The sequence below is a fragment of the Hominimerdicola intestinalis genome (assembly GCF_054655215.1).
This window is the reverse complement of record NZ_BAAHNZ010000007.1, coordinates 47,055-72,754: the sequence shown is the minus strand read 5'-3', so window position 1 is coordinate 72,754 and position 25,700 is coordinate 47,055. Positions and strand designations below refer to the sequence as shown.

26 protein-coding genes and 1 other RNA gene are annotated in these 25,700 nt (G+C 42.6%); 14 read left to right on the top strand and 13 right to left on the bottom strand.

Features of this window, described 5'->3' with window-relative positions:
* The first annotated feature begins 129 nt into the window (after positions 1-129).
* Positions 130-555, top strand: a complete 426-nt coding sequence (gene ruvX, locus ACYQ0H_RS07840) for a Holliday junction resolvase RuvX (protein ID WP_459812285.1) — start codon at positions 130-132, stop codon at positions 553-555.
* On the top strand, positions 524-1,414 hold the full coding sequence (locus tag ACYQ0H_RS07835; RefSeq protein ID WP_459812284.1) for a metallophosphoesterase: 891 nt from the start codon (positions 524-526) through the stop codon (positions 1,412-1,414). Before ruvX ends, ACYQ0H_RS07835 begins: the two co-directional genes overlap by 32 nt.
* Here ACYQ0H_RS07835 and ACYQ0H_RS07830 read toward each other — a convergent pair.
* From ACYQ0H_RS07830 to ACYQ0H_RS07805, 6 genes are all read right to left on the bottom strand, one after another.
* A complete protein-coding gene (locus ACYQ0H_RS07830; RefSeq protein ID WP_459812283.1) occupies positions 1,378-1,782 on the bottom strand; it encodes a sulfite exporter TauE/SafE family protein in 405 nt (134 codons plus the stop codon). The genes ACYQ0H_RS07835 and ACYQ0H_RS07830 overlap by 37 nt on opposite strands.
* A gap of 3 nt (positions 1,783-1,785) precedes the next feature.
* The gene (locus ACYQ0H_RS07825; RefSeq protein WP_459812282.1) at positions 1,786-2,148 is read right to left on the bottom strand and encodes a sulfite exporter TauE/SafE family protein; all 363 of its coding nucleotides are present in this window, start codon (positions 2,146-2,148) and stop codon (positions 1,786-1,788) included.
* Positions 2,149-2,213: 65 nt separating this feature from the next.
* Complete coding sequence (locus ACYQ0H_RS07820; protein ID WP_459812281.1) at positions 2,214-2,447, bottom strand: KH domain-containing protein; 234 nt, start codon at positions 2,445-2,447, stop codon at positions 2,214-2,216.
* 106 nt (positions 2,448-2,553) lie between these two features.
* The gene (rpsP, locus tag ACYQ0H_RS07815; protein ID WP_459812280.1) at positions 2,554-2,796 is read right to left on the bottom strand and encodes a 30S ribosomal protein S16; all 243 of its coding nucleotides are present in this window, start codon (positions 2,794-2,796) and stop codon (positions 2,554-2,556) included.
* A gap of 99 nt (positions 2,797-2,895) precedes the next feature.
* On the bottom strand, positions 2,896-4,272 hold the full coding sequence (gene ffh / locus ACYQ0H_RS07810) for a signal recognition particle protein (RefSeq protein WP_459812279.1): 1,377 nt from the start codon (positions 4,270-4,272) through the stop codon (positions 2,896-2,898).
* Positions 4,273-4,308: 36 nt separating this feature from the next.
* Complete coding sequence (locus ACYQ0H_RS07805; protein WP_459812278.1) at positions 4,309-4,701, bottom strand: putative DNA-binding protein; 393 nt, start codon at positions 4,699-4,701, stop codon at positions 4,309-4,311.
* A 268-nt stretch (positions 4,702-4,969) separates the two neighbouring features.
* Between ACYQ0H_RS07805 and ACYQ0H_RS07800 the strand changes: the two genes are divergently transcribed.
* Entirely contained in the window at positions 4,970-5,941 is a 972-nt protein-coding gene (locus tag ACYQ0H_RS07800) for an aldo/keto reductase (RefSeq protein ID WP_459812277.1), read from the top strand.
* Between the two features lie 63 nt (positions 5,942-6,004).
* Here the strand turns inward: ACYQ0H_RS07800 and ACYQ0H_RS07795 are convergent, their stop codons facing one another.
* The 3 genes from ACYQ0H_RS07795 to ACYQ0H_RS07785 all read right to left on the bottom strand — a co-directional run bounded on the left by ACYQ0H_RS07795 (position 6,005) and on the right by ACYQ0H_RS07785 (position 7,371).
* Entirely contained in the window at positions 6,005-6,514 is a 510-nt protein-coding gene (locus ACYQ0H_RS07795; protein ID WP_459812276.1) for a GNAT family N-acetyltransferase, read from the bottom strand.
* Positions 6,515-6,686: 172 nt separating this feature from the next.
* Positions 6,687-6,894: non-coding RNA, 6S RNA (ssrS, locus tag ACYQ0H_RS07790), on the bottom strand.
* Between the two features lie 153 nt (positions 6,895-7,047).
* Complete coding sequence (locus ACYQ0H_RS07785) at positions 7,048-7,371, bottom strand: DUF1292 domain-containing protein (RefSeq protein WP_459812275.1); 324 nt, start codon at positions 7,369-7,371, stop codon at positions 7,048-7,050.
* Positions 7,372-9,114: 1,743 nt separating this feature from the next.
* Here ACYQ0H_RS07785 and ACYQ0H_RS07780 point away from each other — a divergent pair.
* Positions 9,115-9,936, top strand: a complete 822-nt coding sequence (locus ACYQ0H_RS07780; RefSeq protein ID WP_459812274.1) for a cache domain-containing protein — start codon at positions 9,115-9,117, stop codon at positions 9,934-9,936.
* Positions 9,937-9,954: 18 nt separating this feature from the next.
* A complete protein-coding gene (locus tag ACYQ0H_RS07775; protein ID WP_459812273.1) occupies positions 9,955-11,334 on the top strand; it encodes a putative bifunctional diguanylate cyclase/phosphodiesterase in 1,380 nt (459 codons plus the stop codon).
* Between the two features lie 78 nt (positions 11,335-11,412).
* Here the strand turns inward: ACYQ0H_RS07775 and ACYQ0H_RS07770 are convergent, their stop codons facing one another.
* From ACYQ0H_RS07770 to ACYQ0H_RS07755, 4 genes are all read right to left on the bottom strand, one after another.
* Complete coding sequence (locus ACYQ0H_RS07770) at positions 11,413-12,756, bottom strand: MATE family efflux transporter (protein WP_459812272.1); 1,344 nt, start codon at positions 12,754-12,756, stop codon at positions 11,413-11,415.
* A gap of 234 nt (positions 12,757-12,990) precedes the next feature.
* Positions 12,991-13,962, bottom strand: coding sequence for a glycoside hydrolase family 113 (locus tag ACYQ0H_RS07765; protein WP_459812271.1), 972 nt, complete (start codon positions 13,960-13,962; stop codon positions 12,991-12,993).
* A gap of 82 nt (positions 13,963-14,044) precedes the next feature.
* Positions 14,045-14,869 (bottom strand): putative RNA methyltransferase, encoded by an 825-nt coding sequence (locus ACYQ0H_RS07760; RefSeq protein ID WP_459812270.1) that lies wholly within the window; start codon positions 14,867-14,869, stop codon positions 14,045-14,047.
* Positions 14,870-15,031: 162 nt separating this feature from the next.
* Positions 15,032-15,307, bottom strand: coding sequence for a hypothetical protein (locus ACYQ0H_RS07755; protein WP_459812269.1), 276 nt, complete (start codon positions 15,305-15,307; stop codon positions 15,032-15,034).
* Between the two features lie 123 nt (positions 15,308-15,430).
* Between ACYQ0H_RS07755 and ACYQ0H_RS07750 the strand changes: the two genes are divergently transcribed.
* The 9 genes from ACYQ0H_RS07750 to ACYQ0H_RS07710 all read left to right on the top strand — a co-directional run bounded on the left by ACYQ0H_RS07750 (position 15,431) and on the right by ACYQ0H_RS07710 (position 25,689).
* Positions 15,431-15,760, top strand: coding sequence for a helix-turn-helix domain-containing protein (locus ACYQ0H_RS07750; protein ID WP_459812268.1), 330 nt, complete (start codon positions 15,431-15,433; stop codon positions 15,758-15,760).
* Positions 15,761-16,165: 405 nt separating this feature from the next.
* Positions 16,166-18,823, top strand: a complete 2,658-nt coding sequence (alaS, locus tag ACYQ0H_RS07745; protein ID WP_459812267.1) for an alanine--tRNA ligase — start codon at positions 16,166-16,168, stop codon at positions 18,821-18,823.
* Between the two features lie 37 nt (positions 18,824-18,860).
* Complete coding sequence (locus ACYQ0H_RS07740) at positions 18,861-19,607, top strand: hypothetical protein (protein ID WP_459812266.1); 747 nt, start codon at positions 18,861-18,863, stop codon at positions 19,605-19,607.
* A gap of 21 nt (positions 19,608-19,628) precedes the next feature.
* Complete coding sequence (locus ACYQ0H_RS07735; RefSeq protein ID WP_459812265.1) at positions 19,629-20,207, top strand: PspA/IM30 family protein; 579 nt, start codon at positions 19,629-19,631, stop codon at positions 20,205-20,207.
* On the top strand, positions 20,200-20,541 hold the full coding sequence (locus tag ACYQ0H_RS07730) for a histidine triad nucleotide-binding protein (protein ID WP_459812264.1): 342 nt from the start codon (positions 20,200-20,202) through the stop codon (positions 20,539-20,541). Before ACYQ0H_RS07735 ends, ACYQ0H_RS07730 begins: the two co-directional genes overlap by 8 nt.
* 22 nt (positions 20,542-20,563) lie before the next feature.
* Complete coding sequence (locus ACYQ0H_RS07725; protein WP_459812263.1) at positions 20,564-22,513, top strand: ComEC/Rec2 family competence protein; 1,950 nt, start codon at positions 20,564-20,566, stop codon at positions 22,511-22,513.
* 12 nt (positions 22,514-22,525) lie between these two features.
* Positions 22,526-23,584 (top strand): DNA polymerase III subunit delta, encoded by a 1,059-nt coding sequence (gene holA, locus ACYQ0H_RS07720; protein ID WP_459812262.1) that lies wholly within the window; start codon positions 22,526-22,528, stop codon positions 23,582-23,584.
* Between the two features lie 99 nt (positions 23,585-23,683).
* Positions 23,684-24,292, top strand: coding sequence for a toprim domain-containing protein (locus ACYQ0H_RS07715; RefSeq protein WP_459812261.1), 609 nt, complete (start codon positions 23,684-23,686; stop codon positions 24,290-24,292).
* A 2-nt stretch (positions 24,293-24,294) separates the two neighbouring features.
* Positions 24,295-25,689, top strand: a complete 1,395-nt coding sequence (locus ACYQ0H_RS07710) for an MBOAT family O-acyltransferase (RefSeq protein WP_459812260.1) — start codon at positions 24,295-24,297, stop codon at positions 25,687-25,689.
* The last annotated feature ends 11 nt before the right edge of the window (positions 25,690-25,700 follow it).

The window sequence follows — 25,700 nt, the reverse complement described above, 5'->3', positions numbered from 1 at the left end:
CAAATAGAATTTATTTGCTGTAAATATATGTAATAAAATTTGCTGTTTGACTTTGAAATTGCTTTGTGATATAATAATCTTAAATTTGTTTGTACGGATAAAAACTGATTTTTAAGGAGAATTACTGATATGAAGATCATGGCGGTTGATTACGGAGATGTAAGGACGGGTCTGGCGGTTTGCGACAGAACTGAGTTTCTGGCTTCTCCGATAGGTACTATAGAAGAGCGCAGCGCTCAGGTGCTTGCAATGAAAATAGCGCATATGGCTAAGCAGTACGAGGTAGGCGAGATAGTTGTAGGTCTGCCTGTAAATATGAACGGTTCGTTTGGTCCAAGAGCGGAGAAGTGCCGGAATTTTGCTGATATTTTAAATGAGCTTACGGAGGTTCCTGTAAATATGTGGGACGAGCGTTCTACGACGGTTACGGCTCATCAGATTTTAAATCAGACAAATGTAAGAGGAAAGAACAGAAAGGCAGTCGTTGATACTGTTGCCGCTGTAGTTATTCTGGAGGGTTATCTTGAATACAGAAGAAAGAACAAAAACAGCTGAGAAAAAGCCTGTCAGCAGGCGTAAAAAAATTCTGCTTGCTGCAATTGCAGTAATTGCAGCGGCATCGGCAGCCGAACTGTTTCGTTCAAATTACTGTATTGAAACGGAAAAGTTTGTTTTCAGAAGCGAAAGCGTTCCTGAGGGCTTTGACGGAGCAAAAATCGTACAGCTTTCGGATTATCATAATCACGGAGGCGGCTATGACGACAGGCTTATTGAAAAAATAAAAGAGCAGGAGCCTGATTATATTTTTATTACAGGAGATATTGCCGACGCTCTGCGTACCGATATTGACAAGGCAAACGTTTTTTTGGAAAAAGTATCTAAAATAACAGACTGCTATCTTGTATGGGGAAATCATGATTACAATATAACCGATGCGCAGCGGGAGAAAATGGCGGAATGCTGTACGGAAAACGGCATAACAGTCCTTGAAAACGAGTATACGGTTGTCGAGCGGGACGGAGATAAAATGCTTCTGGTCGGAACTGTAAGCGGAACTGACAGCAGCTTTGTTCAGGCTATGCTTGAGGATTATCCGAATGAAAAAATGTTTACGGTCTGGCTTCATCATTATCCTGAGGATTTTCATGATATTGCGGCTATATCTAAGGAAGCTGGAAGTCAGGCAGACCTTTTGTTTACCGGACACGCTCACGGAGGACTTATCGGATTTCCTGCCGGAAACTTCGGGTTATATGCGCCGGGGCAGGGTTTTTTCCCTGAATATACCTCGGGCGTTTACGAGTACAGCGGAACGGAAATGATAGTTAGCAGGGGAGTCGGAAACAGCGGCTATACAAAACGTTTTCTTGATCCCTTTCATCTTGCAGTATGCACATTGGAGTCTGAGGAATGAGTCTCAGGCTTTTCTTTTTTTGAGAAGAACTCTTTTATACCTGCGAGTATGACGAATGCTCCGAATATTTTTTTAAGAAGAGAGCTGTCCATTGAGTTTGCCATAAGGCTGAAAATTATAACAAAAGCCGTTCCTGTAATAATAACGGGGACGATTTTTTTCCATTCGACCATTTTGTGTTTTGTATGAAAATAAAGCGAAACTGCGGCTATAGGAATAAAGAACACCAGATTCAGACCCTGAGCCTGAATCTGAGGAACGCCGGCGAAAAGGGTAAGATATATAATAAGTATCATTCCTCCGCCAAGTCCCAGTGAAGCAAAAATTCCCGTTGCAAAGGACACTGCTGCAATAGTGATCCAGTTCATAGGCTATCCTTTCATAAGACGTATTCCGAATATGATCATTACCGCTCCGAAAATGCGTTTCAAAGCCGTACCGGAAAGCTTCATAAGGAGCTTTGAGCCGACGAAAACACCTAAAAGTCCGAAGGGTATAAACTTCCATGACTGTGCAAGGTCTATAGAGCCTTTGGAAAAGTAGATTATTCCGCTTACAACGCTCAGGGGAAGAGTAACGGCTATAGAGGTAGCATGAGCTTTTTTGGTTTCTGTTCCCCCTTGTTCCAGCATTGGTACAGTAATAATCCCTCCGCCTGAACCGAAAAGTCCGTTTGCAGCGCCCGAAAGCGCTCCGACTATATACAGATAAATATTCTTCATATATTTTTTCATAAAAAATCACCTTTTACTAGTATCAGTAAAAGGCGATGATTTATTCATTATGCTTATTAAGAAGCCTAGTCGATCTCAACCATTATCTTCTGGTTGATCCGTGAGCAGCCGGCTCTCATAACAGTACGGATCGCCTTGGCGATCCTGCCCTGCTTGCCGATAACTCTGCCCATATCCTCAGGAGCAACATGAAGATGATATACAACTATACCTTCCTCATTAGGCTCGTCAACCTGAACCTCGACCGCGTCCTTGTTTTCAACAAGCTCGCATACAATAGTCTTTAAAAGCTTATCCATAATTATTTCCTCGATCCTCCCACAGAAATCCGGCGGAATTGCCCCCGCCGATAAAACGGCAAGGCTGGCGGTGGGATAGGTGCCCTGCCGGTTTTAGCGCCGTCGATCAGATAGTGCCGTTTTTCTTTAGAAGAGATTTAACGGTATCTGTAGGCTGTGCGCCTTTTTCGATCCATGACTTAGCCTTTTCCTCGTCTACTTTAAGAACCGTCGGCTCTTTAGTAGGATCGTAGTATCCGATCTCCTCGATGAAACGTCCGTCTCTCGGGTATCTTGAATCAGCTACTACTATACGATAGAAAGGAGCTTTCTTAGCGCCCATTCTTCTCAGTCTGATTTTTACTGCCATTGTATATTCACCTCCGCAGTTAACATAATTTATATCAACGCTTTCGCACTGATCAACTGAATTGAACTTAAGGTCATTTAATTTACATTTTAATTTCCGCTACATCGGAAGTCCTGTGCCGTTTCCGCCTAGTCCTTTAAGCAGAGCCGCTCTGTTCTTTCTGGACTTCTTGCCGTGAAGGTTTCCGCCCAGACCGAATTGCTTCATCATTTTCTGCATCTGCTCAAACTGCTTTAAAAGCTGATTTATATCGGATACCTGAGTTCCGCTTCCGGCGGCGATCCTTCTTTTTCGTTTAGGGTCGATTATCGACGGCTTTTCTCTTTCCTTTTTGGTCATTGAGTTTATCATAGCTTCCGTCTTTTTAAGCTGAGTTTCGCCCTGTTCAAGCTGCTCGTCCTTTATATTTCCTGCGCCGGGGATTAGCTTCATAAGGGATCTGATCGAACCCATTTTCTGTATCTGTTTCATCTGATCCAGCAGATCGTTAAGATCGAAGCCCTTTTCTTTTACCTTTTTTGCAAGCTTTTCGGCGTCCTTTTCATCTACAGTCTGAGTAGCCTTTTCGATAAGCGTAAGCATATCGCCCATTCCAAGTATTCTCGAAGCCATTCTTTCGGGGTGGAAAGGCTCAAATTCGTCAAGCTTTTCTCCCATACCTACAAATTTGATAGGCTTACCTGTTACTGAAAGCACTGAAAGCGCTGCACCGCCTCTGGTATCGGAATCAAGCTTTGTAAGTATTACGGAGTCGATACCCAGGGCCTCGTCAAAGCTGGAGGCTACCTTTACGGCGTCCTGACCGATCATAGCGTCTACTACAAGCATTATCTCGTTTGGCTCGGCGATCTTCTTTATATCTTTAAGCTCATTCATAAGCTCCTCGTCGATATGCAGACGTCCCGCCGTATCTATAATTACAAGATCGTTTCCGTGATCCTTTGCGTGCTTAATTCCCTCTCTGGCGATCTTTCTGGGGTCTATCTGTCCCATTTCAAAAACCGGTACCTCGGCACGCTCGCCTACTACTTTGAGCTGCTCTATAGCCGCAGGCCTGTAAACGTCGCAGGCTATAAGCAACGGACGCTTTCCCTGAGCTCTGAAATGCTTCGCCAGCTTTGCGGCGTGGGTCGTCTTACCTGAACCCTGAAGTCCGCACATCATAATTATGCAAGGCGGCTTATTGGGAAAGTTTATTTTGGAGTTAGCCTCCCCCATAAGCTTTATAAGCTCTTCGTTTACTATTTTTATTACCTGCTGCCCAGGAGTAAGGCTTTTCAGCACATCTTCTCCGACGCTTCGCTCGGTAACGTTAGCAATAAATTCTTTAACTACCTTATAGCTGACGTCAGCTTCAAGCAGCGCCATTTTGACCTCGCGCATAGCTTCCTTTACGTCAGCCTCGGAAAGTCTTCCTCTGGATTTAAGACGCTTGAATACGCCTCCCAGCTTTTCGGAAAGTCCTTCAAATGCCATGAAAACACCTCTTCTTCAGCATTTATATATCAAATATTATTCTTCAAGATATTTTGAATTATCGTATTCGGCAAGCTTGGAATCAAGCTCTTCCAGCAGTATAATTGTCTTATCCGCAATATTTTTTCCGAACGAAACCTTTTTGCATTCCTCAAAAATATCCAGAGCCATACGCTTAAATTCATCAAGCTGTTTTTTATACTGCTCCTGCTGCTCCGAAAGTCCGAGAACCTTTTCAAAGCTAAGCAAAGCCTCTTCGCCGCGCTTTATGGAATCGTGAACTCCCTGCCTGGATATCTCATACTGCTGAGCAATTTCGGCAAGGGAAAGATCGTCGTTGTAATAAAGTTCAAGAACATCACGCTGCTTTTCAGTAAGCAGTTCTCCGTATAAATCAAGAAGTATGCTCATATTAAGATCTTTATTCACAGACGTTCCTCCGTTCCATGTTTTATGTAAAGCAAAACCGCTTTACATATTATATATCAAGTTCTGCGACTTGTCAAGCGCTTTTTCAAAAATAATATTTTTTTAACAAATATCACTTGAAATAGACTGTCGGGCTGTGATAACATTATTAATATTGAATAACATATCAATATAGTTTATTAAATTCGGGGAGAGGTTTGAATTAATATTTCAAGCTTCCGTTTTTTGAGTTTTACAGGTCAAAAATTCAGATTGGAAGGTGTTTTCAGTGTTTTCTTTTGAAATAAAAAACAGCCGATACGCAATAAAGCTTCCGGCGCTTACTCTGGGTACGGCGAATTTTGAAAGGCAGGATAACGACGAGGCTTATTTCAGGCTTCTTGACAGATATATCGAGCTAGGCGGCTCGTGTATTGATACGGCGAGGGTCTACTGCTCGTGGCTTGAGGGGGGTATGGATTCAAGCGAGTCGGTTATAGGAAGATGGCTTAGGTCACGCGGCTGCCGTGATAAGGTAATCATCTCAACTAAGGGCGGACATCCTCAGCTTGATGATATGTCATCTTCAAGACTTGATCCGGAATCGCTGCGCTGCGATCTTAACAGAAGTCTGGATTGTCTTGGAACTGACTATGCCGACATTTATTTTCTGCACAGGGATGACGAAAGGATCCCGGTTTCCGAGATAATGCCGATTCTGAACGAGTTTGTTCAGAGCGGAAAGGTTCATTTTATCGGAGCTTCCAACTGGACTACGAACCGTATCGAAGCGGCTAACCAATACGCGGAGGCTCACGGTATGGAGCCTTTCAGGGTAAGTCAGATCAATTACAGCCTTGCTCATTCCAGTACCGATACTTTCGGCGATCCTACGCTTGTGTGTATGAATATGTGGGAATACAACTGGTACAGAAAACATAATTTTCCGGTAATGGCGTTTACTCCGCAGGCAAAAGGCTTTTTTGCAAAGTTTGCGAAAGGGGATCTGTCAGCGGCAAAGCTGCCTGAAGGACAGTTTACAAGCACCGCCAATCTGGCAAGGCTCGCCAGAGTAAAGGAGCTGAGTATTAAGACCGGAGATTCGCCTGCTGTTGTTCCGCTCGGCTATCTTAACAGTCAGCCTTTCTTTGTATCTTCGGTATTTGCAGTATCAAAGCTATGGCAGCTGGAGGAGGATATGTCGGCTCAGGATCTGAGATACGACGTAAGAACGGTAGCGTTTCTTGAGAATATTCTGTGATCAGAAATAAAAGCTCTGCGGTCTGGAAGCCGAAGAGCTTTTTGCGTATATATTGTATGAAAATTATCGGGTTATTTCATAGCACCTGACTTCACATAGCTCGTCAGAGCCAAACTTTTTTTGTGTCATACAGTTCCTAACATATTTCATACCGCATTTCTCCATTACCTTGCCCGATGCCGGGTTATCAGAACAATGACAAGCGCCTATTTTATCAAATCCTAATAAGAAAAGCTCGTCTATTACAGCCTTTACCGCTTCGGTCATTATGCCCATACCCCAATACTCATACGACAATACATAACCTATTTCAGGCACACCGTCAGAGTTTGTTCCAACCAGGTCAATATTTCCTATAGGCTCGTCAGAACCTTTTAGCGTAATAGCCCAGCTGTATTCAGCGTCAACACACATTTTCAAAAAAGCTTCAGTTTCTTTAATATTTTTATGAGGATGCCAACGGCGGCAATATTTAGAAACACGGCAGTCGCTTGCCCAGTTTTGATATATAGCCTCTGCGTCACCATCTCGAAACGGACGCAGGATAAGTCTGACCGTATATATCTTATTCACAAATAATTACCTCCAGTCTCAGATATATTCTTTCGTTATTATTTAATATAACAAGGATAACAGCGAAAGTCAATACCGTCCATAAACGAAAAGACGCTTTTTGTAAATTTACAAAAAGCGTCTTAAAATTTCTATATTATGCTCCGCAGATCTTCGGAGCAATCGGCTTCAAATAATTACCGCCTTGCCGTCGCCCAGCGAATAAAACCCGCACTCAGCAGGTGGGTACCAGCCCTAGGTTTCGCGCTCCCTTCGTCCGTTGCCCGAAGCAGCCGAAGCGGTCCGGGTCGGGAGGTCTGCAATCCGCTTTCGGAGCGAGGTTCCCTTATATAATGTGTTGGATTATAAAAACTGTGCTTGCTCGTACAAGGCAGTGTACTGTTTTGTTTTCTGAATATAGTATAGCACATTGCCGCAGAAATATCAATAGGTAATTTTGTGCAAAAATCAGTTAAAAAATTGTACAGCATACCGATTGACAAGGCATTTTCATATTATAAAGGCCGCACAGTTATATGCGGCTTTATCGCTTATTATGAGAATGAAGAGCTTTCTTCGTCATCATCGTCGTCAAACTCAAACATTTCCTCTATCCGCTTCATGAAAATATTGCCTATCTTTTCATACTCTTCGTCATCGTCGATAGAAACCATAATTTCCTCATCGCCGTCAAAATCGGATTTCAGTATCACGACCTCGCCGTCGTCGCCGAGAGTTTCCTCGGGATTTTCATAATAGGGAGTCAGGGCGAAATATTTTTCGCCTTCGTATTCCATAGCGTCGAGCATTTCAAAAACCTGCTCGTTTCCTTCCTCGTCCTCCAGAGTATAAAGATCAGGGGTATATTCTTGAGCCATATCGTACCTCCGCTCCGGCTGTAAATTTCATACCGGTTTTGTTTTATTGTATGTTTAAACTGCGTATTTATGCGGTTCTGAGTAAGAAATATAACTTCTTTTCAGCACTGCAACATATTTATTATACTACTATTGGCAATGAAAGTCAAGCAGATAATGTAAAGGTAATATTAAATAAATTAATCTCAGATTTTTTGAAAAAAACTATTGACAATGCACAAAAACTGTGGTATAGTATAGTCAAGGAAAAGGAAAGAACATAAAAGAAAACCTCAAAAACAAATCTTGAAAATGAAGACAGACGATATGTCGAGAGGGATGCCGATTGAATATCAGGAGTTTGTTTTCATCAGGATCTCACAGGTCAACGTCTGAAGCTGAATTAGTCCGACAAGAGGGATCTGACAGCGATTAAGGCAGAGGTTCAGGCGGCTGAAGCGGGGGATTTCTTAAAATGAATGTTCCGAGTACCTTGTAATCGAAGCGGCGGCGGAGAAATATCAGGCAGATCACATCATACAGCAGTTTCAGCAGGATTTGCAGGATACCGATGTTCAGCTTAATAATGATTTGAAAGGAGCGAGTCCCATGGACGCAGTAGAGATCGGCCAGAGTATCCCGAGACTCGGCAGAATCTGATAATCAAAGAGTAACAACTCAGGTGTAAAGACTGATAAACTCAAACCGGTAAAAGTGGTTATGAAATATAGATTCGAGAGTTTCGCGGTAAATTGACAAATAAGTTTATACAAGTTTGGATACTCTGCAATTACAATTTAATAATTCAGATATTTTGAAAGGAGAAACTATTATGATTTTCTCTAAGAGGTTTCTGAATAAATTTTAGTTAGGAGTGTTTCCAATGCACAGTTCAGGTTTTTTAAGGGTCTTCTGAAATAACTTGAAAGAGTGAGTCCAATGTAAACTTTAGCTTAAACAGTTATCAAACTGCATATTTGATAGTAAGGGTACTTTATATGATTAAAGAGTGCTTTGAAATAAGACTGAATATCTGAAAGACGGGAGTGAGTCCGCCCAAGAATTTAAGTTGATTTGAAGGATATGCTGATAATCGGCGGATGCCGGTATAATAAAGTTTCTACAGGAGTGGTGCAGTATGATCAAGACTTGCACAAGGCGCTTGAATATTTAAAAGATTGGAGTGAGTCCGCCAGAAACTTTAGTTTGATTCTGATATTTGTTCCTTTTGGAATTTAATTTATACGAAAGGTATGAGTCCGATGGTATAAGTGATTTGTGAGTGAGATCAAAATTACTGAAAGGTGTAATTCCAATGGTTTAGGTATAAGCTGTATGGCTTTAGGTAAATGACCGGATGAAGCAGATTCGGTTGGCTGAAGCGGCAAGGTAAATAATGTGTTTTAAAATAGCCGCATTTATTTTTATATTGCTGTTCAAGACTTAACAAAGTTGGAGTGAATCCGATGTACTGAGTAGTATAACAGTGTTTAAGTAAAGCCATTTTTATTAAATATTGTATAATAAGGAGAACAGGTTGTCAGCTTGTTCTCCTTTTAAATTATGTAATGTATAAACATTTATCATTAATATACATATAATGTATAGCGGTGTGAAGAACTTTATGTCGCATTTTAAAATATTTTAAAAATAATCAGCGGAGGAAAAGGATTTCTATTGATTTTATTAAAAAAATGTGTTAAAATGTTATCAACGAAAAGGAAATATTGGGTTTATTTGTAATCCTTTGTTGGAGGATTGAGTATGAGTAAAAGAACATTGGCCAGCGTAAAAGTCGGCGTATTGATATGTCTGGTAATAATAGGCGCTCTTGTTTTATATGCCCATATGCTTAAAAGAGAGCTTAATAACGACGTTAAAAATACTCTTAAAGAGGTTGCCGAGCAAAGCGTTAAAACGATATATAATGAGGTCGATTCGGAATATAATCTTATTCGTGCTATGGCTCATCACCTGACAAGCTACGGGGAATTTGATATTGAAAGAAATGTTAACACAATAAAGGAAATAACTGGCAGTTACCCGTTTAAGCGTATGGGTATAATAATGCCTGACGGTAGTGCTTATACTACTGACGATATAAAAATGAATCTTAAAGACAGGGAATACTACGAAAGCGTATTTCAAGGAGAAACTGTATTGTCCGACCGCCTGTCTGATAAAGCGGGCGGAGCCGGAATAACCGTATACGCTACACCGATATATGAAAACGATAAGGTTGCGGCGGTTTTATTTGCCACTTATTCTATAGAGAGCTTCAGAAATCTTATGTCTGTCAATACGTTTGACGGAGAAGGTTATTCTTATATAGTAAATCAGAACGGAAATACTGTAGTAGATTCGAGTCATCCTACAAGCTTTAAGGGAATGAAAAATATATTTGAAGCAATGATGATAGCGGATCCTGAAAATTCTGAATGCAGCAGGGAACTGAAAAGCAGTATGAATAACGGCGACTCCGGATATATTATTTTTTCAAATAAGGTAGATAAATATCTTTATTATACTCCCCTCGGCGTAAATGACTGGTATCTAATGAATGTGGTTCCGACTTCAGTGGCATAGCGCAGCGTAAGAATTGTAATGAATGTAACGTATATTCTGTGTGTTATAGTTGCCGGAATGTCAGTTTTGTTTATGCTTTATCTTGCCAGAAGCAATAAGAAGAAACGAGAGATGTTTGACAGGATATTGTATGTTGATCAGCTTACGGGAGGTATGTCATATACTAAGTTTTCTATAGAGGCAAAACTGAGCCTCATGAAAAATGATAAAAATGCAGCTTATGCGGTTTTTGATCTTGATAACTTCAAGCTTATCGGAGAGGTTTACGGAAACGACCGCGGAGATGAGATATTAAGATATGTTTACAGGATAATAGAGAAATGCGCCAGCAGCGACAGTCTGTATGCAAGGCGTACGGCTGATAGGTTTGTGCTGCTGCTATATTATGATACAAGAGAGGAGCTTAATGAGCGGCTGTTGAATTTATGCCGTACGCTTCAAAAGGAGCAGCCTGATATGGAGGGCGGGTATATTATAAAGCCTTCTATCGGAGTTTATCTTATAGAAAATCATAATGAGGATATTCAGCGTATGCAGAACCTCGCGTCGATCGCAAGAGCTTCCATAAAGCATAAGTACGATGAATTTATTTCTTATTACAAGGATATTTACCGTGATACGATGCTTTATAACAAGAAGCTTGAAAACCAGATGGAGATCGCGGATAAGAATCATGAATTCGTTCCGTTTTTCCAGCCTAAGTATAATACGATAACTCAGAAGATAACAGGTGCGGAAGCGCTTATAAGATGGATAAAACCGGACGGTACTGTTGTTTCTCCGTCGGTATTTATACCTCTTGCCGAAAGCAACAGCTTTGTTGTAAAGCTGGACAGGCAGATGTTTGAAATGGTATGCAGCAGGCAAAAACAGCTTATTGACGAGGGTTATAAGCCCGTTCCGATCTCGGTAAATCTGTCAAGACAGGTTCTCTATGATAAAACGTTTATAGATATTTATGAGGAAATAATGAAAAAATACGGAGTTACGACTGATCTGGTCGAGCTCGAGATCACTGAAAGTGCGCTGTTTGAAAATCAGGACGAATTTAAAAGCATTATAGACGAGCTTCATAAGCGTGGGTTTAAAATACTGATGGACGATTTCGGCGTAGGCTATTCTTCTATGATGATGCTTAAATCGATCCATATAGATAAAATGAAGCTGGATAAAAGCTTTGTAGACGATTATAACGATAAGCGCGGCAGCAAGATTATTGTAAGCGTTATCGAGCTTGCAAGATCGCTTAATATTCCGGTAACAGCCGAGGGAGTAGAAACAGGCGAGCAGTATGAGTTTTTCAAAAAGCTCAACTGCGATTCCATACAGGGCTATTATTTTGCCAAGCCAATGCCCTTTGAGGAATACCGGGATAGACTTTCGGAATTTAAAATATAAAAAAGCACGGCTGACGGTAATAGTCCTTTAATTTGGACTTATATGTAACCAGCCGTGTTTTTATTTTTACTCAGCTTTTTAATTATAAGGATATCTCTTTTTAAGATATTTGATCTTAAAAAAGTAAACTACTGTTAAAAGGACAGCAGCGGCGATCCATGCAATAGGGGAGGCGTAGCATACGGCGTTGAAGCCGAATTTACCGACAAATCCGAAGGCAACGACTGAACGCGCTATAAGCTCTGTTACTCCGGCAAGCATAGGAAGAAAGCTGAAGCTAAGACCCTGGAGCAGGTTTCTGAAAATAAACAGTACGCCAAGCGTAGGATAGAATATGCATTGAGTTCTCAGGAAATGCGAAGCGTTCTGAAGAATTGAAGTTTCGGAGGAATCGACGAAAAGATAGCATATATATACTCCGAAGAAAAATATGATCAGAGCAGCGGCTGCACAGTAAATCATCTGAACAATAAAGCTCTGCTTTACTCCCTTTACTATTCTGTCGACCCGCTGTGCGCCTAAATTCTGACCGCCGTAGGTTGCCATTGTTACTCCTAGGGTTTCCATAGGCTGGGTCACAAGCATTTGGACTTTGCTTCCCGCTGTTGTAGCGGCAACGATCCCTGAACCAAGGGAGTTAACGGCCCTTTGCAGTATTATAGAGCCTACCGCTGTAATTGAAAACTGCAGCGCCATAGGAACGCCAACCTTGAGAAGTCTTGAAACGCAGGCAGTATCCCATCTGACTTCCTGCCTGTCAAAGTATAGGATATCAAGATTTTTCTTCATATAGATAAAACAAAGGATTCCGGAAATTAGCTGTGAGATAACAGTTGCATATGCAACTCCCGAAACGCCTAGCTTGAAAACAAGAACAAAAACAAGGTCGAGCACAATATTAAGCCCCGAGGCTATCGTAAGATATTTAAGGGGAGTTTTGCTGTCACCCAAGGCTCTTGAAATGCTTGCAAGTATGTTATAGAAGATTGTTACAGGTATGCCTGCGAAAACTATTATTATGTACCGGTATGCATCGTCGAAAATATCCGATGGTGTATTCATAAGTTTAAGCAGGTCTTTGGTCAGCAGCATTGTGGCAGCGGTAAGCGCCGCTCCGAAAATAATGCAGAGATATGCGGTATTAGCTACATATTTTCTCATTTTAACGTAATCGCCAGCTCCGAAGAACTGAGCAACAGGTATTGAAAAGCCGCTGCATATTCCTGTCGCAAAGCCTATTACAAGAAAGTATACCGACCCTACTGATCCGACTGCGGCAAGAGCATTTACTCCGACATAGCGTCCGACCACTATAGTATCGACCATGCTGTAAAACTGCTGAAAAAGGTTTCCGAAAATCATTGGGATACAGAAAGCAAGTATAAGATTCAAAGGCTTTCCTTTAGTCATATCACGAACCATAGAGCCTCTCCTTTCATAGGTTTAATATATTCTTATTTTTGGCACAAGGTATATTTTAAGTCTTAAAGTATAATAAGTCAATGTATTTTGTGTTAATAATTAAAATAAGGATTTTGCACTGCCAAATCTGAAAAAAACAGGCTTTTTTGTGCAGTCTGTACTGAAATACGAATGGAAATACAGAAGATAAAAAACTGATATCGGGAATTGATCCTGATATCAGTTTGCTGTATATTATCTGGCTTTAGAGTACCAGCTTTTCAGTACCTGTTCAGCCTTTTTTCCGTATATGGTAAAGTCTCGGTTTTCCTTTGCCTTTTCGATAGGAGGAAGCGCGGCTTTCCAGTCCCACCAGAAGTAGCCGCAGAACCATTCCTTGTCCCAGGTAGCAGTCATTGCCGCCTCATAAAAATCCGCCTGTTCCTGCTCATCTGAAGGCATTTCAGGTCTGTTGTGGAAATCCCACGGATACTGAGAGCAGCCTTGTTCGTTTCTTACTCCAATTTCAGCGAACATTATAGGCTTTCCGTAATGCTTATGCGCCTTTTCCAGGATCTTTGTACGTCTTTCAAATTCTTCTGTCATATGCGCAAGACTGCGGTCTATCCCGTCGGTGACCGGATAATATCCGGAAATACCGATAACGTCCACGTCATACAGCCAATCGAACCTCAGCTCGTCGCCGTGATTTATATTATGCATAATTATTCCGCCGTATACCTTCCGAACCTCGGCTATCATTTTACGGCATCTTTCAGACTGCTTGTCCATTCCCGCCATTTCACAGCCGGTGCAAAGCATTTCACAGCCTGTTTTCTGTGCAAGCTCAGCGTAGTGAAGCATAAAGGCGGTATATGATTTGAACCATTTGTCCCAGTATTCGGGATTTTCGGGAGGAAAGTCGATCCTTGCCCTCCATGATCTGTCAAAACAGTTCACCATAGGCTTCAGACAGATCTTAAGCCCCAGAGCTCTTGCTTTATTTATAGCAAAAAGCAGGTCGGAGTCAGTCTGAGTCCTTTCGTAGTCGCTGAATATCCTTGTGTCTGCAAAGCTCTCCTGCCATGCGTTAACGGGAATACATATCCAGTCAAGACCGTTTGAAGCCAGTCTTTCCATAGACCTTTCCGCCGCCTCGGTCTGCATCATTCCGCTGGGAGAAAAGAACCCCCAGGTATATCCCTTACAGAATAAATTCTTGTTCATGTAAAAACCCTGCGCCGATACCTGCGGCACAGAGCAGCACCCTCTTTCATATTTATTTTAAGCAAAGCTGTAATAGTCCGATTTACTTTTTACGGTATGTTTCTATAAGAAAACTGCATTCGGTTTCAAGACTTTCCAAAGCAAAAAGACGGTTTTTTGCATCCTCACGAGTTTTATAAAAATAAGGAGTCATAGTAAAAAGATTCCGTATATCCTCGTTTGTTTCAAGAGTTACCGTATAGGTAAGCTCGGTTTCGTCTGCTTTTACAAAATTTCTTAATCCGTAAACGTTGGGTCTGTTTTCATACGGTTTCTCGTAAAGTACGCTTTTAAGTCCGTATAAATGCCTTGCCGCAGGTGAAACTATAACCAGAGCTCCTCCTTTTTTCAGCACTCTTGCATATTCGTCGTTGGATACGGGAGCAAAGGTACACACGATAAGATCGGCATAAAGACTGCAAAATGGAAGCCTGAATGATGACGCCGCAGCAAATGAAGCATTTTTAATACCGTTTGATCTGCATCTTGTCATACAGTGAGCCGCGGCGGTCTTGGATATATCTATACCGTAAACCTCCGCATTTTCAGCTTCTTCTGCATATACGGCGGTATAGTAGCCTTCTCCGCAGCCGCTGTCTATAATTATCGGCTTAGTTATCCCGTTAAGCAGGGCTTTGATTATTTCTGCGGTTTTCAGCGCCAGCGGCTTATAGTAATCTTTATCGAGAAAATCGCTTCTTGCCTTAACCATAAGCGGATTGTCGCCTGCTTTCTTCGGATTCATTCCTTTTGTTGTAAGCAGATTTACATAACCGTTTTTGGCAATATCAAAGCAGTGACCGTTTTTACAGCGGTAGGAGCTTTTGTCCGGCTTAAGGCTCTTTCCGCATACGGGGCATATATACATTTTGACTCAAAGCTCCTTCTTTTCCGCAGTTTTTCAGTATGCTGTAAATTACTATGTATTATAGCATACATGATCGTAACATACAAGAGCAAAACGTTACTAAAGTAAGAAAAAAGTATGCCGGTTCACAAAAAAATAAACTCCCGTATCTAAACGGAAGTTTTAATCGTCAGTATGCTTATTTGCGGCGTTTATGTAGCAGCTGTAATCGTATGCGGTCGATTTCTTTATGGGCTTTTTTATTATTAGGAGCAGCTCGCATACGGATAGAATCATCAAAGAAATGACGATCGGAAGCAGAAACAGGTAATCCGCCAGCCGTCCTTTCGGAACGCCTATGTACTGGAGCAGAAAGCAGAACAATGTTCCTGCTGTTAATATTACAGCTGCCAATATTCTTGCGGCATTAATTTTTTTTCTGAATTTATTATAATTCATAAATATTGCTCCTTTTTAAAATAACTTTACATTAATTATACCCTTAAAGTTGTATTTTGTCAACCCTATAAGATTATATTATTTACACTTTTTAAGGTGTATGCTATAGACAGGGGTGTTAAATTGTCAAATCTCGATTATATAAGCATAGGCAACAGAATACGGAAGCGGAGGGAGCTTCTTGGCTACAGCCGGGAGCGGCTTGCGGAAATGCTGGATATAACGCCGAAGTTCTGTTCTGATATTGAGATCGGAGCAAAGGGAATGTCTCTTGCTACCCTGAATAAGCTTTCCAATACTTTAATGCTTTCCGCCGACTATATTCTTTACGGAGAATCGGATGAAAGCAGTTCAGGGGAGATAGTAAGGCTCCTGAAAAAGTGTCCGGAGGATAAGCTGATCTATGCTGAGGAGATACTCAGAACGTATATCAAGTCATGTATCGGTGAATAAAATACAGGAAAGATATCAGAATGCCTTTTGGCTCACGGAATAAATTTCTGAAAAATGTAATGAGATCGATCGTAATTTGATTTCCGTGTTTTTTGCTGTCTGCCTATTGACAATTTTAAATGCAGGCTATATAATTAAAGTATATATAAAAGGCGTTGACGGAATTATCCGAAATTAAGGATCGAAGAGAAGAGGCGGTTGGTGCGAGCCTTGATCCGAAATTCGGTGGCTGCCCCGAGCATCGCTGTGAAAGCAGCGGCGTATCTCCTGCGTTAAAGGGTTCGAGCGGTTTCGGCATTAGATTTTATGACGAAGCAATTTGGGTGGTAACACGGAGTATCTGGCTTCGTCCCATATTATGTGGGGCGGAGCTTTTTAAATAGCTATTGAAAGGATATGAAATTTATGGAATGGACAAGTCTTAACGATCTGAGGGAGGCTTACCTCAAGTTTTTTGAAAGCAAGGGCTGTCTGAGGCATAAAAGCTATCCGCTTATTCCTCAGAACGATAACAGTCTTCTGCTGATAGTTGCGGGAATGGCTCCCCTTAAGCCTTACTTTACAGGTCAGGAGATTCCTCCCAGGAACAGAATGACTACCTGTCAGAAATGCATACGGACGGGAGATATTGAAAATGTAGGAAAGACCGCAAGGCACGGTACATACTTTGAAATGCTGGGCAACTTTTCCTTCGGAGATTATTTCAAGGAGGAGGCTATTGCTTGGGCATGGGAATTTTGCACCGAGGTGCTGAAGCTTCCTGTTGAAAGGCTTTATGTTTCCGTTTACGAGGACGATGAGGAAGCGGAGAAGATATGGCATGAAAAGATAGGGCTTCCTATGGATAAGATATTCCGAATGGGCAAGGAGGATAATTTCTGGGAAGCGGGAGTTGACGGTCCATGCGGCCCATGCTCTGAAATTTACTTCGACAGGGGAGAGGAATACGGCTGCGGTAAGCCCGGCTGTACAGTAGGCTGTGACTGCGACAGGTATATGGAATTCTGGAATCTGGTATTTACTCAGTTCGAGCGTCACGAGGACGGGACTTATACTCCTCTAGCGCAGAAAAATATAGATACAGGAATGGGTCTTGAAAGACTTGCCGCAATGATGCAGGGAGTGGATTCAATATTTGACGTTGATTCGATCAAGGCTGTCCGTGATCAGATATGCGCCGTTGCAGGCTGCAAATACGGAGAAGAATACAAGAAAGACGTTTCGATCCGTGTCATAACCGACCATATAAGAGCGGTAACATTTCTTGCTTCAGACGGAGTTCTGCCGTCAAACGAGGGAAGAGGCTACGTTATGCGCCGTCTTTTAAGAAGAGCTGTCCGTCACGGCAAGCTGTTGGGTATAAACGGGCTGTTCCTGAAGGATCTGGTAAAGACTGTTGTTGACTGCAATAAATGTGAATACAACGAGCTTGAGGAGAAATATGATTATATAGTAAAGGTACTTACTACTGAGGAACAGAATTTCAACAAAACTATAGACAGAGGAATGAAGATCCTTGAGGATTATATTCTAGCTGTGAAGTCTGAGGGAAAGAGCGTTCTGGACGGCGAATCATGCTTTAAGCTTTCGGATACCTACGGTTTTCCTATAGATCTTACCCGTGAGATACTTGAGGAAAAGGGTCTTAAGGCGGACGAAGAAGGCTATGCGGTATGTATGGAAAAGCAGAGAATTACCGCAAGAGAAGCAAGAGGCGGCTCTAAGTATATGGGTGCGGACGAAACCGTTTTTCATAAGATCGATAAGGAATTCCATACTGAGTTTACCGGTTATGACAAACTGAACGGAACGTCTGAGATCTCGTTTATAGCGACAGATGACGAGCTTATTGAAAATGCCGGAGCAGGTGAAACAGTATATATCGTTTCCGCACAGACTCCGTTCTATGCTGAAAGCGGCGGGCAGGTTGGCGACAAGGGAGTTATCGTTACAGCAAGCGGACGCTGTGAGGTCCTTGATGTACAGAAGGTCACAGCAGGAAAGTTTGCTCATAAGGTAAGAGTTATAGAGGGCGGTATTTCTGTTGGTCAGAAAGCCGAATTTGAGGTCGATGAAGCAAACAGGCTTGCAGTTATGCGCAACCATTCCTGCGCTCATCTTCTGCAATCGGCTTTAAGGACGGTTTTAGGCGAGCACGTTTATCAGGCAGGTCAGCTTGTCGACGCTAACAGGCTGAGATTTGATTTCTCGCATTTCAGCGCAATGACTGCCGATGAGAAAAGCAGAGTAGAAGCGCTTGTAAACAGCTATATACTCTCCTCTTTAAGAATAACTATGGAGGAAATGCCTATTGCAGAGGCTCAGAAGCTGGGTGCAATGGCTCTTTTCGGAGAAAAGTACGGAGAGTCAGTAAGAGTAGTTACTATGGGCAGCGGAGCTAAGACTGCTTCGATCGAGTTCTGCGGCGGTACTCATCTTGATAATACCTCAAAGATCGGATTATTCAAGATAATTTCAGAAAGCTCGGTCGCTTCGGGAGTAAGGCGTATAGAGGCTGTTACAGGTACGGGAGTGCTGGAGCTTTTCAACGAAAACGAGAAGTTAATACGCAGCTCGGCGGAAACGCTGAAGCTTGCAAATCCGTCTGAGCTTTCCGCCAGGTGCGCTGCTGTAATGCAGGAGGTGCGTACTCTTGAAAAGGAAAGGGATTCGCTTCAGTCGGAAATATCCTCGCTTCGTACGAGATCGCTGCTTGACAGCGCTGTAAATGTAGGCGGTGTTAGGGTAGTAACGGCTAAAATGACAGGGATAAAACCGGATATGCTCAGAAAAATGGGTGATGAGCTTAAAGCCAGGGAAAGCGATGTGCTGGCGGTTATCGCAGGAATTGACGGAGAAAAGGCGAACTTTGCCGCAGCGGCAGGAAAGGACGCCGTTGCAAAGGGTATCCATGCAGGAAAAATAGTCGGAAGAACCGCGGCATTAACAGGCGGAAAGGGCGGAGGACGTCCCGATTCAGCTATGGCAGGAGCAGCCGATATCTCAAAGCTTGACGAAGCGCTTGAACAGGTATGCTCTATTGCAGAGGAATTTATCAAGTAATTCACAACGGCTGTATCAGTCGGATACGGGGGTATTTATGAGCAAGGGCGGAAAATCTGCCGGCTTCGGGTCGGCAGCGGCGGTAATAATATTGATCATTATTGCCGTTAACGTTATCGGCGGAAATAAAACTGAGATCGGTAAGTCAACCGTAAAACGGGAGAAACTTGAAAATACGGTTTCGGTCCAGACTGAGTATTATACAGATGAGATTGGCTGGGTAGAAGCTCCGTCGGATCTTGAGGAGGGTATGAAGACTTTCTCAGAGAAAACGGGGGTTTTGCCTTATCTGTATATTATCGGAGAGATAAACGGCGGAACTTCGCCTGATAATTCTGATATGGAGGAATTCTGCAAAAGCAGATACGGCGAGCTTTTCAGCGATGAAAAGCATTTGCTGGTGGTCTTTTTCGAGCATGAAAAGGAGCATAAGGTCATTTGCTTCAGCGGAAAGGAAGCTGCACAGGTAATGGATAAGGAAGCCCAGAGTATTCTGACAGATCATATCGAAAAGTATTATTCCCGTTTCGGAAACCGTGCCAAGAAGCTATCCAAGGCCTTTGAAAAGACGGGGATCCGTATTATGAAAATAACCAGACCCGCTGTATTCTATTTATTTATAATGGCCGTTGGAATCACGGCTCTGGCGGTAACTCAGCATATGTGCAAAAAAGCGGTACGGAAAAACCGTCTTAAAAAAGAGAATATGAAAAAGCTGCTTGAAACTCCGATCGAGACCTTTGAGGACAGCGAAGCTGAGAAGCTTGCCGAAAAGTACGAATAGCCGAAAGGGGGAGCGTTTTATATGGGAATCTTTTCGAGAATAGGAGATATAATAAAGTCAAATATAAGTGATTTGAAGAACGATGAAAAAAACGCTGATGAGATCATATATGAAATGCGTCTGAAGCTAAGCGAAATAAACAGTCAGGCGCACGAATTGATAGAACTGGAGAAAAAAGCGGAAGCGGCTCTTGAAGAAAACCGCGCAGAGCGTAAAAAGTTCAGTATATACCGCAGCAAAGCGGAAGCGGCCGGAAATACGGACGATGCTGAGGTTTTCAGCGAAAAGCTTGAAAAGCTGGAGTACAGCAAAGCGATCCTTGAGTCGAATTATCAAACAGCTCATGAAAACGCAGAGAAGATAAAGACGGTTCATGACCGATTTGCAGGTGAGATAGCTAAAGCTGAAGGAAAGCTGAAAAATATAGGCGCTGTAAATTCAGTAGCTGAGGCAAATCAGATGTTAAGCCAGTTTACTCTGGAATACGGCGATGCAGGCAGACTTTCGTATATGCTGGAACAGATGGAGACCGAAGCTGAGCTGAAACAGGAAACCGCTGAATTTCTCAGCGGAGAAACAAAGGAGGATAAAGATGACTGATTGCTTGTTCTGTAAAATAATAAACGGAGATGTTCCGTCAAAGAAGATATATGAAGATGAAACGGTATACGTTTTTGAGGATATAGCTCCGACTGCTCCCGTACATTATCTTGTTATACCTAAGGAGCATATAGCGAAGCTTGACGAGCTTACTCCTGAAAACAGCGGGGTAGTTGCTCACATTTACGAGGTTATTGCGAAGCTTGCTGGTGAAATGGATTTAAAGGACGGCTTCAGGGTAGTGTCAAACTGCGGAGAACGTGCGGGACAGAGCGTTTTTCATATTCATTTTCATATGCTTGCAGGAAGAGATTTCGGCTGGCCGGCAGGCTGACCGTGAAATGTGAGGAGCGCCTGTGACGCGTAAATTCGCCTGGTGGGGATTATCTTTCCTTTTAGGGCTTTTGCTGTTTTCCGCCGACTGGGGAAAAAGCTTTGCACCGTTTGCAATATCGGTTTCTGCCGCAGGCGTTATATTATTTACAGCTCTGAAAAAATACAGGGTATATGTTTTATCAGCGGCAGTCTGCATATTGGCCGGTCTTTTTGTCGGAAAAATATATACTGTTTTATACTATGAGCCGATCATCTCTTACGATCAGAAGACGGTTTCGGTCGAGGGATATATTACGGATTTTCAGTATACGGGCGGTGATTCATGCAGAATTACCGTCAAGGGCAGGATCAACGGCGGAAAAAAGACAAGCATTACATACTTTGCCGCAGACGATAATTATGAATATTATCAAAACGTCAGAGTTACCGGAAAGGTTAAAGTTATAAGCGATACCGTAAGCTTTGATTCACTGAGCTATAACCGTCCCAGGGGAGTGTTTCTTGAGGGCGATGCCGTTCCTGAGGTGGAATTTACCGGAGGCTGCAAAAGCTGCTTTATGCGCAGTATAATGAAGTTCAGGGATTATGTATCACAGAGCATAAGGAACAGCACCGGCGAAAGAGAGGGAGCTTTTCTTACGGCTATGCTGTGCGGAGATAAGACGAATCTGGACGATTTGACTAAAACAATGCTTTACAGAAGCGGAATAGGTCATCTTTTCGCCGTTTCCGGCACGCATTTATCGGTAATAACAATGTTTTTCAGCGTAATAATTAACCGTCTGGTTTCCTCCAAAAGAATAAGGTTTATTCTAACAGAGTCGGTCATTCTGGTATTTATTGCGTTTGCAGGATTTTCGCCGTCTGTTTTAAGAGCGGGGATAATGATGTCTGCCGTATACTGTTCGAGTGTATTCAGAAGACGTGCCGATACTCTCAACTCTCTCGGAATATGTTCTGCGGTAATGTGTGCAGCTGAGCCTTATCTTGTAAGAAATGCGTCCTTCGTTATGTCGCTTACGGCTGCATTCGCTGTGGGAACGGTCGGTCCTGCGCTTTGCAAAACGGTATCGGTAAAAAGGTTTAGCAGAGCGGTATATTCTTTTATTTCTGTAACAGCGGTGCTTTTTGTAACAATGCCTTTAGCTGCGGCATTTTTTACCGAGGTTTCGGTCATAGCGCCGATAACCAATCTAATTGCAGTACCGCTTTGCACAATAGCGTTGATACTGGTTACGGCAGGAGCGCTGTTGGGCGGAGGAGCTGTTTCGGTATTCCTGTTTAAAGCAGCCGGATTGATAACGGGCATTGTGATAAAGCTTGCCTCCGGACTTTCGGCTCTTAGATTTGCCGCGGTTCCGTCATGCCGTTTTGCAGTAATTCTGATATTTTCAGCAGCTGCGGCGGCAGGTATAATTTATTCGGTAAAGTACAGAAAATTCAGAGTATACGCAATTATGACAGTTCTTGTATACTGCGGAATCTACGCTTCTGTTACCTTTGCTGAATTTGCCGGAAGAAGGACCGTTCATGCGGCAGTATTTCCCGGGAAGGGAAGCTGTACCGTAGTAATATATCAAGGCTCGGAAGCCGTTGTTATTGATCTGAGATCAAAGGCTTCGTATTCTCAGGCCGTGCAGAGATTTATTTCATACAACGGAATAGACAGGGTTGCCGGAATTTTCATAAGCAGCGGAGTAGATTACAGCAAAAGCGTTTACGAAAGTTCGCTTGTACCGTCCCCGGAGGATTATTATTCCGATTCCGGAATATCGGAAAGCTTAATTATGGACTCAGGCGCAAAGGCGGAGTTTCTGGACTTTTCTGTAGGATCAACTGAAAGCGGCTATATCGTAGCTGCTTACGGGAACAGGCTTGAGCTTTATTACGATCATATAAGCGTTAACGGTATACTGTACGACCTGTCCGATCAGACTTCAACAGTTACGTTCAGCTTCGGCAGTAAGTAAAGGAGATTTATTATGGCTTTTATTACCGCAGGCGATCTTTCCAAAAAAATTAAGGCTGGGGATATTGAAAGCCTGTATTATTTCTGCGGTCATGATTCCGGAGCATTGGAGGCGTATGTAAAAAAACTGATAAAAAGGCTTTGCCCAGCTGAAGAACAGACCATGAACCTTCACAGCTTTGATGGCAGGAAGCCTGATATAGCCGAAATTGCAGGAGCTTGCGAAATGCTTCCGATGTTTGCTCAGAGAGTAGTTGTAGCTGTAAACGATCTTAATATGGATACCGTTGTTAAGTCAGACGCAGACGATCTCAGAAAAATTCTTTCCGATCTTCCTGAAACGACTACGGTGATCATTTATTCCACAGGAGTTGATCTGTATAAAAACAAGCGCAGTCTAACGGATAAAAACAAGCGTTTTGCGGATTTCTGCGCCAAGCACGGAAGCGTTTGCGAGTTTTCATACAGGCGTGTGTCGGATATGGGAAAGAGCATAGCTTCAGCCGTAAAAAAGGCAGGCTGTGATATATCAAAGCAGGACGCCGAATACCTTGCGGACTGCTGTCTTTGCGATACCTCGTTTGTCGGACAGGAGATAGAAAAGCTTACCTCTTATGCGGCAGGCAGGAGAATAACTCGTGAGGATATAGACACTTTATGCGTAAAAAGAGTCGAGTCTGACGGATTTGCGTTGGCGCTCAATATACTCAGGAGCAACGCCCCTATGGTATTCAACCGTATGAAGGAGCTTTCAGATCAGAATTATGAGGCTTTTGAAATATTGGGAGTTATCAGCTTTTCCATGACTGATCTTTACAGAGCGAAGCTGGCAAGGTCATCAGGACGTTCGGTTTCCGACTGTACGACGGATTTTAAATACGGAAGAAACAGGGAATTTGCTGTAAAAAACGCTTATTCGGAATGCGCAAATATTACCTGTGAAAGGATCAGGCAGTCGCTTAAAATATTTTCCGATACGGATATACTGCTGAAAACGCGTTCCGGCGGAAAAAGCGCCGACCTACTGGTTCTGGAGCAGGCTGCCGCTAAGGCTATGGCGCTGCAGTGCTGATAATACTGACTGACATATAAAGCTTCGTTATATTTTGACGGGCGATGCTTAAAACTATAAAGGAGAACATATTCGCCTGAGTGCGTAATGGTTATTTGTATGGAAAAGATAAAGCTGAAACAGGCTGTCGTAGTCGAGGGAAAATATGATAAAATAAAGCTGTCCTCCTTTATTGACGGTGTTATTATCTGTACTAACGGATTCGGCGTATTTAAGGACAAGAAAACTGCGGAGCTTATTCGGTATTACGCTGAAAACTGCGGGATAATAATTCTTACAGACTCCGATTCGGCAGGCTTTAAAATCAGGGGACATATAAAAGGGATATGCCCGGAGGGTAAAATCATTAATCTTTATATACCGGATATTTTCGGCAAGGAAAAGCGCAAGGAACGTCCCTCAAAGGAAGGGAAGCTGGGCGTTGAGGGAATTGATACAGAGCTTCTGAGAGAAACCTTTGAAAGGGCGGGAATACTGACCTCTGAGCCGAAAAAGGCTTGTATTTCTAAACTCGATTTTTACGAGCTGGGGCTGTCTGGAAAGCCGAACAGCGGAGCTTTAAGAGCAAGGACGGCAGAAAAATTGGGACTGCCGTCGCTTATTACGGCTAACGCTTTGTTGGAAGCGGTCAATACTATGACGGATAAAACAGGCTTAGAAAAGCTTGTTAAGGAACTGAAGGAGAACAGCGAAACGGGGGAGAGCTGAAATTGACTTTTTCAAGCATATTGTTTCTGTATTTTTTTCTCCCTGTTTTTATGGGGATATACGGGATCTGCAAGCCTGAGCAGAGAGCGAAGATCCTTATGCTCGGTAGCTGTTTTTTTACTGCGTGGAAAGATCCTCTGGGACTTATAAACCTTTTTGCCGCTGTTTTGCTTGCTTACATAGGCGGGATATTGATATATAATTTCAGGACGGACGTGAAAAAGAGCAGAATTTTGCTTGGCTTATGCTGCGCTGTAAACGCGGCAATGCTTATAATTTTTTCCTACAGCGGATTCAGCAGAACAGGACTTTTCGGTTTGTTATCCGAAGCTGACGGGCGGTTCAGACTATATGCGGCGTTTGGAGTTACAGTTTATACGCTTCACAGCATTTCCTACTGTACTGATATTTACAGAGGGTTAATAAAGCCTGAAATTAAATTTTCCTGCGTATTTTCGTATGTGGGATTTATGCCTTCGCTTATCTGCGGTCCTCTGGTAAGATTCGGTGATATATCTGACGGACTTAGATCTCCGCAGATCAACAGTCAAAAGCTGTCAGACGGTATTCTGCTTTTTATGTTCGGATTAAGTGAAAAGGTGATAATATCAAATCAGTTGGGAGCTTTATGGAAGGATATAGCTTTAGTAGGAACAGATTCTATGTCGCTTGTAACTGCGTGGCTGGCGCTGTTTGTTTTCGGGTTCTGGTTTTACTTTGAATTTCTTAGCTTTTCACATATGGCCAGAGGCTTTGCACTTATGCTTGGATTTGAGGTAAACCCGAACTTCAGGCATCCGTTTGCAAAGAAAACGGTAAGGGATTTCTGCTCTTCCTTTAATATTTCACTAAATAGGTGGGCGGAGGATTATATATATTTGTCTTTTGGTAAAAGTAAGATATCCTCTGTTGCTGCTGCCGCAAAAATGCTGCTGTGTGCCTTGGCTGTAGGTTTGTGGTACGGAACAGGGATAAACTTTGTTCTCTGGACGGTTTTTATTGCTCTGCTCATATTAGCTGAGAATAGCCTGAAAAGCGTTTTATCGCGTATCCCTTCAGTAATAAGGTTCATAATGACTCAGCTTACGGTGCTTTTCAGCTGGTCGGTCTTGGCGGGCAGAGATCTTCACGAAACATTCGGATATATAAGGGCTATGTTCCGTTGGGAAATATCCTCCGGTGATAACGGATTGTGGTATTGGCTCAGATCCTCATTCCTGCTGTTCGGTATATGTATTTTACTGGCGTCACCTTTGCTCAAGACGCTGTATTCAAAGCTAAATGATCTGAAATTCAGCGTTATAAGCTTTTCAAAGCCTATGATAATACTGGCTCTGCTCATTCTTTGTACTGCTTTTATGGTTTCAGGAAACAGCAGAGCGGCTTTTGCTTTCTGACAGGAGGATAG